Annotated in this window: 17 protein-coding genes; 6 read left to right on the top strand and 11 right to left on the bottom strand. The window is 31.8% G+C overall.

The genetic code is table 11. The features are described 5' to 3' along the window. Window positions 1-112: 112 nt before the first annotated feature. Window positions 113-583 (bottom strand): cupin domain-containing protein, encoded by a 471-nt coding sequence (locus LPB87_RS18150; RefSeq protein ID WP_230728799.1) that lies wholly within the window; start codon window positions 581-583, stop codon window positions 113-115. A 5-nt stretch (window positions 584-588) separates the two neighbouring features. Continuing rightward, window positions 589-1,587, bottom strand: a complete 999-nt coding sequence (locus tag LPB87_RS18145) for an NADP-dependent oxidoreductase (protein ID WP_230728798.1) — start codon at window positions 1,585-1,587, stop codon at window positions 589-591. Between the two features lie 92 nt (window positions 1,588-1,679). On the opposite strand from LPB87_RS18145, the gene LPB87_RS18140 reads away from it, so the two are divergent. Further along, window positions 1,680-2,054, top strand: a complete 375-nt coding sequence (locus tag LPB87_RS18140; protein WP_230728797.1) for a helix-turn-helix domain-containing protein — start codon at window positions 1,680-1,682, stop codon at window positions 2,052-2,054. Here LPB87_RS18140 and LPB87_RS18135 read toward each other — a convergent pair. The 6 genes from LPB87_RS18135 to LPB87_RS18110 all read right to left on the bottom strand — a co-directional run bounded on the left by LPB87_RS18135 (window position 2,051) and on the right by LPB87_RS18110 (window position 6,276). Then, window positions 2,051-2,350 carry a hypothetical protein gene (locus LPB87_RS18135; RefSeq protein WP_230728796.1) on the bottom strand — a complete coding sequence of 100 codons (300 nt, stop codon included), beginning with the start codon at window positions 2,348-2,350 and terminating at the stop codon, window positions 2,051-2,053. The genes LPB87_RS18140 and LPB87_RS18135 overlap by 4 nt on opposite strands. Before the next feature lie 226 nt (window positions 2,351-2,576). Next, window positions 2,577-3,935 carry an amidohydrolase gene (locus LPB87_RS18130; protein WP_230728795.1) on the bottom strand — a complete coding sequence of 453 codons (1,359 nt, stop codon included), beginning with the start codon at window positions 3,933-3,935 and terminating at the stop codon, window positions 2,577-2,579. A gap of 11 nt (window positions 3,936-3,946) precedes the next feature. Further along, window positions 3,947-4,648, bottom strand: a complete 702-nt coding sequence (locus LPB87_RS18125) for an ankyrin repeat domain-containing protein (RefSeq protein WP_230728794.1) — start codon at window positions 4,646-4,648, stop codon at window positions 3,947-3,949. A gap of 90 nt (window positions 4,649-4,738) precedes the next feature. Then, entirely contained in the window at window positions 4,739-5,128 is a 390-nt protein-coding gene (locus LPB87_RS18120) for a helix-turn-helix domain-containing protein (protein WP_230728793.1), read from the bottom strand. Window positions 5,129-5,247: 119 nt separating this feature from the next. Beyond that, window positions 5,248-5,598 carry an AraC family ligand binding domain-containing protein gene (locus LPB87_RS18115; protein ID WP_230728792.1) on the bottom strand — a complete coding sequence of 117 codons (351 nt, stop codon included), beginning with the start codon at window positions 5,596-5,598 and terminating at the stop codon, window positions 5,248-5,250. Window positions 5,599-5,805: 207 nt separating this feature from the next. Beyond that, window positions 5,806-6,276 (bottom strand): hypothetical protein, encoded by a 471-nt coding sequence (locus LPB87_RS18110; RefSeq protein WP_230728791.1) that lies wholly within the window; start codon window positions 6,274-6,276, stop codon window positions 5,806-5,808. Between the two features lie 179 nt (window positions 6,277-6,455). Between LPB87_RS18110 and LPB87_RS18105 the strand changes: the two genes are divergently transcribed. Further along, window positions 6,456-9,080, top strand: a complete 2,625-nt coding sequence (locus LPB87_RS18105) for a phosphatidylglycerol lysyltransferase domain-containing protein (protein WP_230728790.1) — start codon at window positions 6,456-6,458, stop codon at window positions 9,078-9,080. Window positions 9,081-9,183: 103 nt separating this feature from the next. Continuing rightward, window positions 9,184-9,588, top strand: coding sequence for a hypothetical protein (locus LPB87_RS18100; protein ID WP_230728789.1), 405 nt, complete (start codon window positions 9,184-9,186; stop codon window positions 9,586-9,588). Between the two features lie 182 nt (window positions 9,589-9,770). On the opposite strand, the gene LPB87_RS18095 is transcribed toward LPB87_RS18100, so the two are convergent. Continuing rightward, window positions 9,771-12,326: an adenosylcobalamin-dependent ribonucleoside-diphosphate reductase gene (locus LPB87_RS18095; protein ID WP_230728788.1), complete on the bottom strand. Its 2,556-nt coding sequence runs from the start codon at window positions 12,324-12,326 to the stop codon at window positions 9,771-9,773. 579 nt (window positions 12,327-12,905) lie between these two features. Between LPB87_RS18095 and LPB87_RS18090 the strand changes: the two genes are divergently transcribed. Continuing rightward, window positions 12,906-13,412, top strand: a complete 507-nt coding sequence (locus LPB87_RS18090) for a CAP domain-containing protein (protein ID WP_230728787.1) — start codon at window positions 12,906-12,908, stop codon at window positions 13,410-13,412. Between the two features lie 26 nt (window positions 13,413-13,438). Here the strand turns inward: LPB87_RS18090 and LPB87_RS18085 are convergent, their stop codons facing one another. Beyond that, window positions 13,439-14,344: a carbohydrate kinase gene (locus LPB87_RS18085; RefSeq protein ID WP_230728786.1), complete on the bottom strand. Its 906-nt coding sequence runs from the start codon at window positions 14,342-14,344 to the stop codon at window positions 13,439-13,441. Window positions 14,345-14,548: 204 nt separating this feature from the next. Further along, window positions 14,549-15,715, bottom strand: a complete 1,167-nt coding sequence (locus LPB87_RS18080; protein ID WP_129538928.1) for an MFS transporter — start codon at window positions 15,713-15,715, stop codon at window positions 14,549-14,551. Window positions 15,716-15,817: 102 nt separating this feature from the next. On the opposite strand from LPB87_RS18080, the gene LPB87_RS18075 reads away from it, so the two are divergent. Both LPB87_RS18075 and LPB87_RS18070 read left to right on the top strand, forming a co-directional pair. Next, window positions 15,818-16,651 carry an AraC family transcriptional regulator gene (locus tag LPB87_RS18075; protein ID WP_230728785.1) on the top strand — a complete coding sequence of 278 codons (834 nt, stop codon included), beginning with the start codon at window positions 15,818-15,820 and terminating at the stop codon, window positions 16,649-16,651. Window positions 16,652-16,730: 79 nt separating this feature from the next. After that, on the top strand, window positions 16,731-17,660 hold the full coding sequence (locus LPB87_RS18070) for a response regulator transcription factor (protein ID WP_230728784.1): 930 nt from the start codon (window positions 16,731-16,733) through the stop codon (window positions 17,658-17,660). Window positions 17,661-17,750 lie beyond the last annotated feature (90 nt).

Below are 17,750 nucleotides of genomic sequence, written 5' to 3'. Positions count from 1 at the left end.
TGCAAAACTCTTTTTTTATAATATATACATAACTACTGAACTAAATGCTACCACTGAAAACTGGTACTGAGGCAGAATACTAAGCACTGGTACTAAAAACTGAATACTCCGACTAAAAAGAAGCATCTACTAGAACTGCCAATTGAATACAAGGCTCATCTGATTTGTTGCTCCATGCATGATTTGTTCCTCTTTGTATTACGATATCCCCTGCTTGCAAGAGAGTTTCTCCTTCATCCATAATAAGATATATTTCTCCAGAAAGTATAACGATATAATCTAATGTAGCGGTTTGATGCATTAATGGATGTGGTTGTCCAACTGCCGCAGTAATTCCTAAATTTTTATCAGGCGGAATCTGTACATATCGAAAATAAGTACCATTCTTGGGTGTGTGGGGAAATGCTGTATTTTCTATAATTTTCTCTTCAGAAAGTTGTACTGGCATACTATCAGTGCTCCAAATATCAGATATAATAAGACCTGGAAAGTGTTCTGAAACATTACTTACTATTTCATCTTTTTCAATAATAGATTTCCCATTCTTAATTCCTGTTACAATTCTTCTTGGTATCGTTTTCATGATGCTTATATCGTATTTACTTGCATAATTAATTTCTTCCCTTTTGTTTTATTCAAACGAAGTCTCTCATGTGCTTTAACAACTGTTTCTGTATTTAATTGCCCCATAATTTCAATATTTGGTGGGGTCACCAACTCATTTTCTATTAATCGAACTAACTCTAACAAACCGTTCTTATAATAGGCATAATTTTTATCTGCCGAATAAACATAATTGGAAATATTCATGATTACAGCGCCTTTATTAAATAAAATTTCTCTTGATTCTACGGTAGAAAGTGCTGTTACATCAAGAAAAGTTCCATTAGATTTTAAAAGCCTTGCTGCAATTTCGCCTATTTCATTCCCAACTAAATCAACTACAAAATCAAATTTTTGCTGGTTGTTTTTTGCTAAAGCGAAAGTTTCAACAACATCAGTTTTATAATTAATTATTTGATTGTGTTTAACTCCTATTTCTATCAATGCCTGAATACTTTCTTCATTTCCAGCTGTAACAATAAAGTTTGAAAAATTATTTGCCAAGAGAATTTTAATTAGCATAGCTCCTACTCCTCCCGCTGCGCCAGTAATTAAAACTGAATCGGTATTTTGTAATTTCATTCGGTTAAAAGATTGCAGTGCTGTTAACCCTACCGAAGGAATTCCAGCAGCTTGCTCAAAAGATAATAAAATAGGCTTATGCACAACAACAGATTCTCGAATTGCAATATATTCAGCGTATGTACCATTCGATCCCATACTTCCTGAACCCGAGAATACAGCATCACCAACTTTAAAATCTTTCACCTTCTCTCCTACCTCAACAACAATTCCTGAAAATTCTCTCCCTAAGATTGGGGAATGCATTAGCTTTCTTTCTAATTCATTTTCTAACATCTGATAATCGATTGGGTTAAATCCAGAAGCGACTATCTTTATCAATAATTCTTCTTGTTTTATTGTTGATACATTTACATTTTCTAAATGTAGTCTCCCCATATTGTCTGCTATAATTGCTTTCATATTAATCAATTTAAAACACAAAATTATTCTGAATATAATTTATATTTACTATCCGTTAACTAAAGGTTACTAGTTACCTTAAAGAAACTATTATGGCAAAAATTAAAAGGGATGGTGTTTTGCGTGAAGCAAATTGTACAGAAGAACTGCTTGCAATGCGAGATAGTCTGGACGTTTTAGGCGGCAAGTGGAAACTAATGATTTTGCGATTTCTTACTAACAGAACGCATCAGGTGATTCATTTCAAAAAAATGCAACGTGAAATTGATGGGATTTCTGCAAAAATGCTAAGCAAGGAACTCAAAGACCTAGAGATCAATTTACTTATTACAAGAGAAGTTCAGGATACCAAACCAATAACAGTTGCTTATTCTGTAACAGAATATGGTAAATCGGTACTACCTGTTACCGAAACTTTGGTACAATGGGGACTAAATCATCGCGAAAAGATAATTGAATCTATTTAATTAATTAAATCTAGTGCCGTAAACACAACAATAACCAGAATTCCCAATAATGCCATTCCGAATAAATAATCAGCTATAGTTTCTAATTTTTTCTCTAAAGATTCTTTGATTGTTTTAATGGATAAAAAGGAAAAGAAACAGGAAAAGATAAGAAATATAGATATTATAGATGTGAACTCATCCATATGAGTCGTTTCTGATTTATTTGTAATATGCAAAGAAGTCATAACTATAAGACAAAAACCCAAAAGATTTGCTGACGTATTTAATATATGTTGTGAAGTTTTATTAGCCATATCAAAAATCATTTTAATTATAAAAATATAAAGCTACATTTTTATAATGAAGTTTGTATGAAGGAGTAATTGATTGTTGATTATTAATTGTTAGCGCGCAAAATTGGACGCAAAGATTCTCGTAGAGACGAACCGCAGTGTGTCTCTACAGAAAAACCTTTGCAGTACTGAACCTTTGAACCTTTGTCCCTAAGAACCTCCTCTAAACCTTTGCCCCTAAGAATCTCTAAACCATCTCTCCAGCTATCATTTTCCCTTTAAAAAACACACCTTCTCTTTTTGGTAAACGAGCTGCAGCTTCAGCTGAACAACTTGCTTTTACCAAAATAAAATTAGCGTCATTTCCTATAGCTGGCCACACTTTGGTTCCCGCATCATTAAGAGGCAATATCTCATTTGTTGTAGCAATATGTAAAGCACGGCTTAAACTATATTCATCTGTCCAACCATAAAGTTGCGCACATAATTTTGCCTTTTCAAGCATATCACAAGTACCAAAAGGCATCCAATGATCTACGATACTATCTGTACCCGTCATTAATTTCACACCGTATTTTTTTAAAGTCGGAATTGGCATTATCGTTTTACCAATAGGAATTGTCGAAACGACTCCTATACCAAGTGCTCCCATTTGTTCTGCTACTTTTTCTAAATCTTTAGGTTCCATTTTTGCCAAAGCAAAACCATGACTTATGTACGTTTTTCCTTGCAATTGCTTGTTTTCCTCTGTTCTTTTAATAATATATTCTATCGCATCTTTACCCGATGGAAGTCCTTCATGCAAATGAATATCAATTCCTTTATTGGTGTCAATTGCAATTTGAAACATTGCATCCAACGATTTTTCCATGTTTCCATCTACACTTGTTGGATCCAATCCGCCTATAAAATCAACTCCCATTTTAGCTGCTTCTCTTAACAAAGGCTCCGATTGTGAATATAAAATTCCGTGTTGTGGAAAAGCTACAATTTCCCACCCAAAACTATCTTTATTTTTATCTAAAGCCGCAAGCAAATGTTCTAAGCTTTTTAGTCCGCTAACTGGATCAATATTACATTGACAACGTGCAAAATAACTTCCCTGGCTTTGCATAAGTTTAATCGCTTCTTCTGCTTTATACTGAGAATCTGTGAGCAATTGCGGTATAATTTTTTGCTCCAGCGTTATCATATCTTTTACAGTATATCCTTTTCTTGGCGCAGCATTCCAGTTCCCTCCATAATACGTTTTATCAATATGAATATGCATATCACGTAATCCTGGAAGCATTAAAAATCCTTTGGCATCAACCGTTTTTAATTTTGTTACTGGTTTCTCTTTAGTAATACTTTTTATTTTACCATCTGCAATATGTAAATTATATAAAGCTGTTTTTGTAGCAACAACTTCATTTTTTTCATTGTATTCAAAACCTTCTTCTAATCTTACATTACTTAAAATATATTCTTTTAAAACAGACTTCTTCCCATCCTCTGCTTGTTCTTGTGCCATCGCTGTAGCGCCTATTCCAGAAAACAATGCAGCACCTGTAGCAGCTGCCCCCAATCCTAAAAATTTTTTTCGGCTTATTTTATTTTCTTCCATATCCTAATATATTATTTTGCTTTGGCTTGTTCTAATACTTTTATCATTTCTTTGTACCCTCTTTTTTTAGCATGCGCTAATGATGTCACACCGTTTTTATCTGCAATATTTACGTTACAGCCACCTTCAATTAATGCTTTTACAATATTTACATGCACTGTGCCTCCATCGCCAAGTATGACTGCTTCTAATAATGCTGTCCATCCCAAATTATTAATATGATCTTTTGGGTAATTAGGTGTATTAACTAACAGTTTCACCACATCCAAATGTCCTTTTTCAGCAGCTGGAATAAGTGCCGAGCCTCCATAACGATTATATACTCCAAAATTTGCTCCATGACTTAAAGACTCTTTTACTATTTCAAGATTCCCTTCTGCTCCGGCGTATAAAAATGGACTATCAAGCATTTTATTCTGTGCATTTACATCTGCACCAGCATTGATTAATAGTATTGCTATCTCATTATTGTTATTATAAACAGCTCTCATTAAAGGAGTTTCTCCATCAATATTTTTTGTTTCTAAAGAAGGATTATCTTTTAAAAGTGCAATTACATTATCAATATCTCCCGCTTCAACCGCTTCCATAAGTGTTTTATCTTTCATCTTATCTGTTTTTAAATCTGTTTGTTTAGAAGAACATCCCATTAATATTAGAACATACAAAATCAAGCAATATCGCAGATTGCTTCTGTTTTTAATTTTTTCCATATCATTTTAAAATTCATAATTGTTTCCGGAAAACAATTGTTATTAATTGTTTACAAAAATCGGTTAGATTTTTTAACGGCAATGGTATTATTAATGAGAAGGATGGTAAAGATTATAACTTTCTTTAAAATCGCCTGGTGTTTTTCCTGCATATTTTTTAAAAACCTTACTAAAGTACCCATTATCATTAAAGCCTAATTGATAAGCTATTTCTTTTATAGATAAATTGGTACTGGTAAGTAATCGTTTCGCTTCAAGAATTGTTCTTTCTTTTATCACGTCGCTTGCAGGCATCATTAAATACTTCTGAGAAAGTATGTTTAGATAATTGGGAGTAATACTGAGTCTATCAGCATAAAAACCTACTGAAGACTCTGTTTGAAAATTAGCATCTACTAAATCATTAAACTTCTTTATTACTTTTTCTGGCCTACCCGAAAAATGATATTCAGGAAACTGTTCTAAATAATCTTTTTGCAATAGCTTAAAAAGTAAATGCAAGCGAAGTAAAATTATTTCTTTTGTAAGTAAATCTTTTTGAGAAAGTCCAATTTCTATCTCTTGCAGATGATTTTTAATTTTTTGAAATTCTTCTTTCGTTAAAGAAAGGCATGATGGAACGCTTTGTCCAAAATATGGAAGCTGTGATAAATTAGAAAAAACAGTAATGATCTCAGCTGAAACCCTATCGTATTTGCATTAAGCAACCAATTATGCACTTGTCCTGGCCGTATAAAATAAACCTGATTATCTCCTACAGTATGCTGAGTAAAATCTATATTGTGAAATCCTGTGCCTTTCTCTACAAAAAACAGCATATAAAAATCATGCTTATGAGGTTCCTCAAAAGCATCTCGCCCCTTTACGCTATGCTGAAATAGCGTAATACCCAAAGTTTCTTCACCAAGAATATTACCAACAGATAAAGTAGGAATGGAATAGTTGCTCAAGAGAATAATGATATTAATTATACTCTTCCAAAAATAAATATTTAAAGTTACAAAGACAAGCTTGCTGCATCATAATAGGATCAATAAGCAATTTTAGATGACAAATCTTGTTGTCCACTGAAAACTTCTCCAACGGTACTTTGTGTTGGCTTGAAATACTTGTTTTTTATTGTCCATGTAGTATTTATGTATAATTTGCAGTTATAATTAATCCTTTTCTGTTACTTCAAGAAACCCGCCTTTTTTATCAAAAACCAAATCAAGAAATTTCTTGTCTTTTATAATTCCTACTTCGTAGGTGATAACATTATTTCCATCGATAAGCTTAGCTGCTTCCCTAATAGTTTGATCAGGATAATTTTTTTGAATATAATTTAAAACCGCTTTGGGAAGTTCATTTTTTGCAATTGCCAATTCATACGCTTTTAAAACACCATTGTTATCATAAACCGCTAATCCTACAGAAGAACCTGTACTAAATTTTGCCAAATACCGAATATGATCCATATCTTCTCCTTCATAGTCCTTAGTCCAAGTAGGTATTTTACCCAAAAACTCTTTTTGAAAAGCTATAGTCACTGCTACAGGGGGAACAATTTCTTTATCTGATTTAACTTCTGTTTGGCCAATCATGCTTGCACCATACAAAATGGTTAAAGCCAAGAATAGTTTTTTCATAATTTGTGATATTTAAAAATTTATACTCGGTTTAATTTGAATTTAAAATTACTGCACTTAAATGAAAAACAGATTAACTTATAATAATTTGCCGTGTATATTTATCATAATTAAATCATTTGTTAAATTTTAAAAATTAATGCAATATCTTTATAATAAGATACTTAATTAAAATAATATTGAAAACACCATCAAAAATTAATAATTACGTCCAAATTTTAAAAAAAAGAAGTGTTCCGCTATTATCTAGAAATGGAAAAATAATAACTCAATTTATTGTAACACTTTTCTTCCTTGGAGTAGCTATTTGGTTTGTTAAACAAGAACAAACCGAATTATCTCAGATTAAAAATAGTTTTACAAATGCAAAACTTCCATGGATAATTGCAGGCTTCTTTACAACTATACTTTACATTCTCCTGCAAGGGTTAATGTACATAACTTCTTTTTCGGCGATTGGCATTAGTATTAAACTCAAGCAAGCACTCTCTTTATTTTTAAAACGAAATTTCATTAGCGTATTTATTCCAGCTGGTGGTGTTACATCACTCTATTTTTTCACAGAATCGATAATAGAAAAAGGTGTTGAGAAAGTACAAGTACATCTGGCATCAATCCTTTATGGATTTATCGGTATATTATCAGTAGTAATAGTTGGAATCCCTTTATTCATTTATACACTACTAAATGGAACAATTGCTTCTAGCGAATGGATTGGAATGTCTATGATTATTCTATTAATTATTATACTGTTTGTATTATTTAATTCAATAATAAACAATGGGCTAGCAAACAAATTACTTTTAAAATGGTTTCCAAAAACTGAAATTTTCATATCCGATTTACAAAATCATAATATCAATAGAAACAAATTTATTTATACCGTTTTTATCTCTATCCTTATTGATATAATTGGAATTGCACATTTGTATATCGCTATGATAGCACTACAATTTGAACCTTCATTGGTTGCTGCAGCTATGGGATATATAATAGCGGTTATCTTTCTTATCATATCTCCTTTTCTTCGTGGTCTTGGTCCTGTAGAAGTTTCAATGGGATTTATATTAATCCGCTATGGTTTTACCAATGCCGAGGCAATTTCTATAACATTACTATATCGAGTATTTGAATTTTGGCTTCCACTATTCGCAGGAATGCTAACTTTTTTATCTAAAATAAATAAACTCTTAATGAGAATTGTTCCGGCCTTATTACTATTTCTCCTTGGAATAATTAATATCATTTCAGTTCTAACTCCAGCAATTAGCGGCCGATTAATGCAATTAAAAGGCTTTTTACCTCTAGAAGCAATCCATTTATCTAATTATCTGGTTTTTACTTCAGGACTATTCCTATTAGTTACCTCATCATTTATGCTAAAAGGTTTAAAAATGGCTTGGTGGTTTGGCTTCGGATTATCGATAATTTCTCTTATAGGGAATCTTACTAAAGCAATAGATTTTGAAGAATCGACTCTTGCGCTAATAGTATGCATCAGTTTAATTGCAACCCGAAAAGAATATTATATCAAAACCAATCCCAGACTTCGTTTATTGGGCTTGCAAACTGCTATTCTAAGCGTAATAGCGGTATTAATTTACGGTATTATCGGCTTCTATTTTTTAGATAAAAAGCATTTTAATATTGATTTTAGCATCGGTCAATCGATACAATATACTTTGCAAAATTACTTTTTGTTGGGGAGTTACGATTTAATTCCATTAGATAATTTTTCGAAACACTTTTTGGCATCGATTAAAATTAGCGGTTTTATTTCTTTCGCCTTTTTAATTTATACATTGATAAAACCTTATATATTAAAAAATTCTGTGACAACTGCTGAAAAAGAAATTGCAAATGAACTTCTTGAAAAATACGGCAATTCTTCTTTAGATTATTTTAAAACTTACTTTGATAAACTTTTATACATTTCTCAAAATAATGATGCTTTCCTAGCCTACCGAGTTTCAGGTAATTTTGCTGTAGTACTCGAAAATCCTGTAGCAAAAAATGAAAATGAAATGAAACAATGCATAATTGAATTTGACAATTTTTGTTATGAAGCTGGATTAAAAAGTATTTATTATCGTATTCCTGAAGAAAATCTGGAAGTATATAAATCACTTGGTAAAAAATATTTTTTTATTGGTCAAGAGGGAGTTGTTGACTTAACTAGCTTTAATTTAGAAGGAGGCAGTAAAAAATCGTTACGTAATGGATTAAAGAAAATAAGCGACTTACAATTAAAAACCACTATCAATTTACCACCTATAAAAGATGGTTTATTACAAAAAATACAATCGGTTAGTGACGAATGGCTAGAAGAAACTAGACGCAAAGAAATTCTTTTTTCGCAAGGCATTTTTTTATGGGATGAGCTAAAAAAACAAACTATAATTACGGTTGAAAATGGCGAAGAAAAAATCATTGCATTCCTTAATATCATTCCAGATTATACGAAGAACGAAGGAACCTACGACTTAATTAGAAAGACTACCGATGCTCCAAATGGTATAATTGATTTTATTTTAATTGAACTTTTTAATCACCTAAAATCTCAAAATCTTACTGCTGTAAATATTGGTCTTGCACCAATGAGTGGTATTGATAACCCAACCACTATTCAAGAGAAATCGATGAAATATGTATATGAAAAAGTAAAATCATTTTCACATTATAAAGGCTTAAGAGATTTTAAAGAAAAATTTTCACCTTCCTGGCATAACCAATATATTGTTTTTAGTGATGATTATGATCTAATACAAATACCACAAGTTTTATCAAAAGTGATAAAACCATAATGTTTCTTTTTTTAGTAAAATTAAAAATAATGAAAGTTCAAATCAATTTTATTTAACTCTATTTTGACCAAAATAATTTAACAATCTTATATAAATAAAACATATGAAAAATATTTCGAACCTAGTAATTCCTCTTGTAGTACTCTTTACAATTGTAAGTTGTCAAAAAAAATCGGCACTCGAAGAACTAAACGGCTCATGGGAACTCCGACACATCGAAGGCATTCAAGTGGCTAACGCAGATCCTAACTTTAAACCCGGAAATGGTAATTTACTTAAATTTGAAGGACAAAAATACGAACGCTATTATGAGGGTAAAAAAGAAGAGGATGGTACCTTTACTATTACTCCAGAAGACACAACAATAAACAACCGTAAAGCCAATTACAGTATTATGTTTAATAAAGATACTGAGAAAACATATTTGTCTTTACTAAAAAACAAACTGATTCTTTTTAATGGAGTCATAGCTGCAGATGGAACTGAATCTACCTATGAAAAACAGTAACTATTTAGATTTTTAGACTTGAACATGCATAACTTAGAGAATATATAAAAACGCCTGCAAAGAAATCCTTACAGGCGTTTTTTAATAAAGAAAATATTTATATAATATTCAAAAGTAGTCCCTAAAAACCTTAGAACCTTAGCTTCTCAGAACCTAAAGAACCCCCTTTTGAACCTTTTTTCCTAACCACATTTAGAAGAACCACAATCATTACAAGTAAGACAACCTTCCTGATAAATAAGATTCTCTGAGTTACAATTACTGCATTTTTGACCATGTGCTTCGGTACCATCTACGATATAACGTTTAAGTGCACGGGCAACTCCATTTTTCCAAGTGTTTATAGACTCGCCATCCAACTGAAGACTGCCTATTAATTCAACAGCTTTATCGATAGGCATGCCATGTCGCAATGTACTCGATATTAGCTTGGCATAATTCCAATATTCAGGATTAAATTTATGCGAAAGCCCTTCGATTGTTGTTTTATAACCTCTAGTATTTTTATATTGAAAATCATAACGGCTACTTCCGTCTTCATTCTTATTTTTAATAATAAATCCTTCTGATACCCAACGCGGAATCAAAATACCATCTTCATCATCTACAAGACCAGTAAAAATTTCATATGGCTTACCATCTATCAATCCTATAAAGGCAATCCATTTGTCTTTACTATTCTGAAAACGAACTACATCGGCTTCTAATATTTGAGGACGTTTAGTTGGAAAAACAGTTGATACAGTCTGAACAGTTTCTTCTTTCTTTTCTGTATTAGCAATAAGTACTCCTGAACGTGAGCCATCACGATATACTGTTACTCCTTTGCATCCTGCTTCCCATGCTTCCATATACAATTTATCTACCATTTCTTCTGGAGTTTCATTTGGTACATTGATGGTGACAGATATTGAATGGTCTACCCATTTTTGTATCTTACCTTGCATACGAACTTTACTTAGCCAGTCAATATCATTACTTGTAGCTTTATAATAAGGTGATTTTTTTACCAACTCATCAATTTCATCTTGACTATAATTTTTAGAAACATCATATCCGTTTACGAGCATCCATTCTTTAAATCTATGATGGAATACAACATATTCTTCCCAACTGTCCCCAACCTCATCAACAAAATCTACACGAGTATCTTTATCATTTGGATTGACTTTTCTTCTTCGTTTATAAACTGGTAAAAAAACAGGCTCAATACCCGATGTTGTTTGAGTCATTAAACTTGTTGTTCCCGTAGGGGCTATAGTTAACAAAGCAATATTACGACGCCCATGTTCTTTCATTTGAAAATACAATTCTTCATCGGCTTCTTTTAGCCTAAGCAAAAATGGATTGTTCTTCTCTCTTTCTGAATCATATATAACAAACATTCCACGCTCTTTGGCTAGATTTACTGAGCCACGATAAGCTTCAATTGCAAGGGTTTTATGTATTTTTTCAGAAAACACAACTCCTTCATCACTTCCGTAACGCAATCCAAGTGCAGCAAGCATATCTCCTTCGGCAGTAATACCAATTCCAGTACGACGGCCTTCTTTTGCTTTATTTCTAATATTAAGCCATAAATTTTTCTCCACCATCTTTACTTCATCACTTTCAGGATCAGCATCTATTTTTGCCAATATTGCATCAATCTTTTCTAATTCAAGATCAATAATATCATCCATAATCCTTTGAGCCGCTGCAACATGATTTTTAAAAAGAATAAAATCAAAAGAAGCCTCTTTAGTAAAAGGATTATTTACATAGGATAATAAATTTATAGCTAATAGACGGCAAGAATCATAAGCACAAAGCGGAATCTCTCCACATGGATTTGTAGATAGCGTTTTGTATCCCAAATCAGCATAACAATCTGGCAAAGATTCATTAATTATAGTGTCCCAAAATAAAATTCCTGGTTCTGCCGATTTCCATGCATTATGAATAATTTTATTCCAAAGCTCTTTTGCCTTAATTTCTTTAGTATACAATGGATTAGCACTAAAAATTGGATATTTCTGAACGTATATGGCGTCCTCCTTAACTGCTTTCATGAAAGTATCATCTATACGCACTGAAACATTTGCTCCTGTAACCTTTCCCTGTTCCATTTTGGCATCAATAAAATCGGCTGCATCAGGATGATTAATAGATACTGAGAGCATCAATGCCCCACGACGGCCATCTTGAGCAACCTCACGAGTCGAATTAGAATAACGCTCCATAAATGGTACCAATCCCGTAGAAGTCAATGCTGAATTTTTAACTGGAGAACCCTTAGGTCGAATGTGCGACAAGTCATGTCCAACCCCTCCACGTCTTTTCATAAGTTGAACTTGCTCTTGATCGGTTTTCATAATTCCCCCATATGAGTCTGAATTATCGTTACCAATCACAAAACAATTAGATAATGAAGCAACCTGAAACGGATTTCCAATTCCAGTCATAGGGCTCCCTTGTGGCACCAAATATTTAAAATCTTTTATCAAATTAAAAATTTCATCTTCTGATAACGGATTACTATATTTTTTTTCAATTCGGGCTATTTCACCTGCAATACGATGATGCATATCATTAGGAGATAACTCAAAAATATTTCCCTGTGAATCTTTAAGAGCATACTTACTTACCCAAACTGTTGCGGCAAGACTATCTCCCTTAAAGTACTCTAAAGATGCTTGTATAACTTCATCTTGAGAATAGGTAACTGCTTTATTTTTTGTAGCTAATAATTCGTTCATGATATTGATAATTTTAAAAATTTAATTCTTAAGTAAATTTAAAAATAATTAAACTATAAAAAAAATGAGAAGAAAAAAGTTTACAAATAAAAACAAATAAATACCTAAAAATCAAGTGACTAAAAATTTACTAACACAAAAAAGTTAACAAATTATTATTTTTAATGTAATACCGTGTTTATTATTTTTTACAAAAATCAAGCATTTTGAAAAACAAAATTAATATGTTAAATAGTACATAAAACACACTAAATATTTTCCTTTTTTAAGTATAAAAGAATGTTAATTAAGAGTTTTAACAATTCTTATTTTTCCAGAATATCAGTTCATACAAATAATTAAAAAATACCTATAGGTCCTTTTTCCCTTGCAGACCTATTTCTCAGTTCAAATGATTGCTATCAATTTTCTTTAAAAACTAAGCCAATTATATAAAAAAGCAACAAATTACTCTTTATCAGCCAAAAAAAACCTTATCGTGTTATTTTTAAAATTTTAAATTATAAACGAAAAAAAATACTTGACGGAACTTTGCAAATTCAAAACAAACACTTTTGAATCAGTAAATTATATTCTATCATGACAAAACAAATTAGTCACATTACATTATTTATCACACTCCTATTAACACTACTTTCATGTACTAATGACGCATTAAACAAAAGTACTTCGTCAGGACCTACCCCTGAAGTAAATGTGGAGTACAATTACACTCCTGAAGAATTAGAAGTAATCGATTTAATAAATGAATACAGAACTAGTATAGGCTTGAATACTTTAAAAACAATAAACTACGTTTCTGTTAAATCTGAAGAACACAATAATTATATGATTAGCAATAATGTAGTTAGTCATGATAATTTTGTAGCTCGCTCAGAAGATATCATTAAAACACTTGATGTTATAAAAGTTAGCGAAAACATTGCTTACAATTATAAGACTCCTCAAGCCGCTGTTGATGCCTGGTTAGCTAGCCCTAAACACAAAAAAAACATTACTGGAGATTACACAAACTTTGGTATTTCGATAACTAAAAACCCCATTAATGGCAGAAATTATTATACAAATATCTTTGTGAAATACTAGTAGACAGATTTCATTTAAAATATAACCTATAAACCTTTTAGCATTAATTCATCAATTTTAGCGTCAGAAATTTCAGGATTTGCCCCAACTGACTCTGCTACCAGAGCCCCAACAGCACAAGCAAAATCGATTGATTTTTGTGGGTTATTATTATTTGCAAGCAGCGAAGTAATTAAAGCTCCAAGAAAAGAATCTCCTGCTCCTACTGTATCAGCTACTTTTATCGGATAACCTTCATTGCGATACAATCTACCCTCCCATAACAGCAATGCACCATCTTTTCCTTTGGTTACACACAGTCCTTTAGAATTTGTTTCTTTGGCTATAAACTCCATGTTTTCTTCTAAGCTTGTGTAAGGAGAATTCATAACAGCTGCGATTTCTAACAATTCTTCATCATTAAACTTTATAAAATTAGCAGATTGCATTAGCCTCTCAATTATCTCATACGAATAATGGGGCTTTCTTAAATTGACATCAAAAACCTTATAAACATCATTTTTAAGCAGTTCTTCTAATGCCAAACGTGATACTGAATCCCTACAAACTAAACTCCCATAAATAAGCACATCCGCTTCGGCAACCAATTTTCTTGCAGCCGTATTAAGAACAATCTTGTCCCAAGCAGATGGATAATTAATTTCATAACTAGCAGCCCCTTTATCATCTAAAGAAACCTGAACTGTACCTGTCGGAAATTCTTCTGATTTGATAATCGCATTGGTTTCTAGTCCTAAACTTTTAACCTGATCTATAATTGCTATTCCATCAGCATCATTCCCCACACAACTTATCATTGCAACATCACAACCTAATGCTTTCATTCGTAGAGCAACATTAAGAGGTGCTCCGCCAATTTTCTTTTCATTCTCAAAAATATCCCAAAGTACCTCACCATAAGATACTGCCTTAAGTTTTTTATTATTATTCATTCTAAAACATTTTATAGTACAATCATTAAAATCAGCTTCGTTAAAAACGAACTATTATATAATCCATTGGTTGAAATTTACAAAAATTATATTCAATAAATGTTTGCTTTTTCAGTTTTAAGATTGCCAAAATTTAATCCCAGAAACAACTACAAACAAAAAAGACAAGTCAGTTAGACTTGTCTTTATAAAATAAGTTTGCATTTAAACTTTTTGCATTTGAAGAATATGTTTTTTTCTTTGTATAAATATAAACGTAATAAGTATCCCTAAAACCGACATCCCAACACCTATTAAATTAGGAGAAGCATAACTATATCCTGCTATCAAAGGCAATCCACCTAAAAAAGCCCCTAGAGCATTTCCTATATTAAAACTTGCCTGAATTGCAGCCGAAGCAATCATTTCAGCTCCTGTTGCTGTTTGGATCATTAACATCTGAATTGGAGCTACAATCGAAAACGAAACACAGCCCGTTAAAAACGTTAAGAATAAAGAAGCGTATTGATTAGAAGAGAAAGTATAAACCAAAAATAAATCGATTGCCATTACCAACAGTAACATCATTACAGTTGTAGCAGGTGAAAATTTATCGGCTAATTTCCCTCCAATAAAATTCCCAATTACCATTCCTAGTCCAGCTAAGATTAAAATATAAGGAACATTTTCAGGAGAAAATCCTGAAACATTTGTTAACAAAGGTGCGATATAACTAATCCAAGAAAACAATCCTCCAAAACCAATAGCTGTTATTGCAATAATCAACCAAGCCTCTGCTCTCTTAAAAAACTGTAATTGGCTTTTCATACTTTCACCTGTATTCGATTCTAAATTGGGCATCCATAAGTAAATAAAAAGAAATGTCAGTAGTCCAATCGCTGCAATGAGAACAAATGTATAGCGCCATAAAAAATGATGTCCGATATAGGTTCCAATAGGGACACCAATTAAATTAGCTAATGTTAACCCAGCAAACATAATAGAAACTGCCTGCGCTTCTTTTCCTTTATCAGCAAGGCGACTCGCTACAACTGCCCCAACTCCAAAAAAGGCTCCATGTGGTAGCCCTGAGAGTAATCTTGAAGCAAACAAAATTTCATAAGTAGGTGCAATAATCGAAAGCGCATTAAACACAGCCAACATCATTGCCAAAATTAAAAGCATTTTTTTAGGTGGATAATTTCTCCCTATAATAACCAGTAAAGGTGCACCAATTACAACACCCAAAGCATAAGCAGAAATTAAATATCCTGCCACAGGAATTGAAACATTCATATTAAGAGCAATATCTGGTAATAAACCCATCATCACGAACTCTGTAATACCAATAGTTAAACCGCCCAATGAGAGCGCAATAAGACTTTTTTTCATTTGAATAGATAAGAAAAGGATAGATTTTCTGTGATGCAAATTTACTTCCATCATGCATAAAATAAGTTGTATATTTACGACATAAACTTGTACATATCAAGCATGCCTAAATTAAATCAATTTGAAACTCTAGTTATTGATGAATTTGAAGAGGAGAAATTTCATCTTCCTTTTCATAGTCATACCTATTATGAAATTATTTATATCGTAAAAGGCAATGGTATTCATCATCTTAATAAAAACTTACTTCCCTATAAAGCAGGTGACTTATTTGTAGTTTCGCCAGAAGATGAGCATTATTTTGACATTAAAAAAAATACGCGATTTGTATATATCAAGTTTACTGATAATTATTTCAATTCAAATAAAAGCCTGTTTTGTGATGATTTACTTCTGAATACTCCAGAATGTTTTATGCGGGATAGATTACTCAAAGAAACAGTCCTTAAACTAGACGAACCATGTAAAACAATACTAAAAAATACAATTGAGAATATTACAGCTTACAATAGCAGGATTGATGTTACTACTTCTCCAATTGTTTTCTATCAAATTCTCTCTATCTTCGGATTAATAAAGGAAACCATGCGCAGTATGAATCCTAAAACAAAAGGAGCTTCTATTGATAGCGAGCAGATTACATCCTATATTCATCAAAAAATCTATTATCCAAAATTAGTTCAGATAAAAGCAATCTCAGCTCATTTTAATATTGCCGAATCCTATTTTAGTGCTTATTTTAAAAAAGCATTCTCTATTAGTTATCGCGATTATATCAATAATTTGCGGACTAAATTAATCGAAAAAAGAATTACAAACAACCAAATGCCAATCAAGCAAATTGCTCACGAGTTTGGTTTCACTGATGAAAGTCATTTATCGAATTACTTTAAAAAAAGAAAAAACATGAAACCTACTGATTTTAAAAAGCTATAAAATCATCTATTCCAAAACAAAAAAGACCACATAACTCAAGTACATTATTTCGTATATTTGAATCTTACAAGTCCTTTATATGAAAACGACTTCAATCGACCAGTTTTATAAAGAAATCACAGAAGGTTCAGACATTGAGCCTAGCTCACTATTACCAAATGATATTAAGAAAGAAATTGGTCACTTCAATGTTTTTAATATAAAAGAACTTTGGGAAAAATTTCAGGATAAACCCGTTATGTCTTATGATCGAAGAGCTTATTATAAAATAAGTTTGATCCGAGGAAAAAACAGGGCTGAATATGCAAACAAAGTAATTGACATTCAAAAAAATGCTATCCTATTTGCAACTCCCAAAATCCCTTACCATTATGTCCCTCTAGACACTGATCAATCTGGTCATTTTTGTGTTTTTACATCCGAGTTTATTACAGGGAATAAAAACGGAATAGAACTGGATGAACTTCCTATATTTAAATCTGATGGATATCCCGTTTTCGAACTCAGCGATGATGAGACTACAGAAATCGAACGAATATTCAAAAAGATACATTCAGAAATTAATTCTGATTATGCTTATAAATATGATTTAATTCGTAATTACGTTTCAGAATTAATCCATTTTGGACAAAAACTGCAGCCTGTTACTGCCTTGTATTCTAAACACAATTCTGCAGCAAGAGTTTCTTCATTATTCATAGAATTACTTGAAAGACAATTCCCAATAGAATCTCCACATCAGAAAGTAGAATTAAAAACGGCTAAAGATTTTGCTGCACGATTATCCATTCATGTAAACCACCTTAATAAAGTTCTAAAAGAAAATACGGGTAAAACTACAACTGAGTTAATAAGTAACAGATTAACACAAGAAGCAAAGATTTTACTAAAGGAAACAAACTGGAATGTATCTGAAATTGCATATACTCTCGGTTTTGAAGAACTAGCCCATTTTTCTAATTTTTTCAAAAAACAAACTTCGCTAACTCCCTTATCATTTCGATTATAATTAATGGTATTTGATTTTTGCAAACATCTGATTGAAATTTACAAATAGCTCATTTCACTTCATATTTACCTTTGTTCTTTCATTTATAAA

This window comes from Flavobacterium sp. EDS (assembly GCF_020991525.1).
GTDB lineage: Bacteria > Bacteroidota > Bacteroidia > Flavobacteriales > Flavobacteriaceae > Flavobacterium.
The sequence above is the reverse complement of the archived record's forward strand: the minus strand, read 5'-3'. Positions and strand labels throughout refer to the sequence as shown.

Excerpts from the sequence above, each read along its gene's own strand:
- LPB87_RS18150 (WP_230728799.1), bottom strand. The coding sequence starts at position 583 with ATGAAAACGATACCAAGAAGAATTGTAACAGGAATTAAGAATGGGAAA.
- LPB87_RS18145 (WP_230728798.1), bottom strand. The coding sequence starts at position 1,587 with ATGAAAGCAATTATAGCAGACAATATGGGGAGACTACATTTAGAAAAT.
- LPB87_RS18140 (WP_230728797.1), top strand. The coding sequence starts at position 1,680 with ATGGCAAAAATTAAAAGGGATGGTGTTTTGCGTGAAGCAAATTGTACA.
- LPB87_RS18135 (WP_230728796.1), bottom strand. The coding sequence starts at position 2,350 with ATGGCTAATAAAACTTCACAACATATATTAAATACGTCAGCAAATCTT.
- LPB87_RS18130 (WP_230728795.1), bottom strand. The coding sequence starts at position 3,935 with ATGGAAGAAAATAAAATAAGCCGAAAAAAATTTTTAGGATTGGGGGCA.
- LPB87_RS18125 (WP_230728794.1), bottom strand. The coding sequence starts at position 4,648 with ATGGAAAAAATTAAAAACAGAAGCAATCTGCGATATTGCTTGATTTTG.
- LPB87_RS18110 (WP_230728791.1), bottom strand. The coding sequence starts at position 6,276 with ATGAAAAAACTATTCTTGGCTTTAACCATTTTGTATGGTGCAAGCATG.
- LPB87_RS18100 (WP_230728789.1), top strand. The coding sequence starts at position 9,184 with ATGAAAAATATTTCGAACCTAGTAATTCCTCTTGTAGTACTCTTTACA.
- LPB87_RS18095 (WP_230728788.1), bottom strand. The coding sequence starts at position 12,326 with ATGAACGAATTATTAGCTACAAAAAATAAAGCAGTTACCTATTCTCAA.
- LPB87_RS18090 (WP_230728787.1), top strand. The coding sequence starts at position 12,906 with ATGACAAAACAAATTAGTCACATTACATTATTTATCACACTCCTATTA.
- LPB87_RS18085 (WP_230728786.1), bottom strand. The coding sequence starts at position 14,344 with ATGAATAATAATAAAAAACTTAAGGCAGTATCTTATGGTGAGGTACTT.
- LPB87_RS18080 (WP_129538928.1), bottom strand. The coding sequence starts at position 15,715 with ATGAAAAAAAGTCTTATTGCGCTCTCATTGGGCGGTTTAACTATTGGT.
- LPB87_RS18075 (WP_230728785.1), top strand. The coding sequence starts at position 15,818 with ATGCCTAAATTAAATCAATTTGAAACTCTAGTTATTGATGAATTTGAA.
- LPB87_RS18070 (WP_230728784.1), top strand. The coding sequence starts at position 16,731 with ATGAAAACGACTTCAATCGACCAGTTTTATAAAGAAATCACAGAAGGT.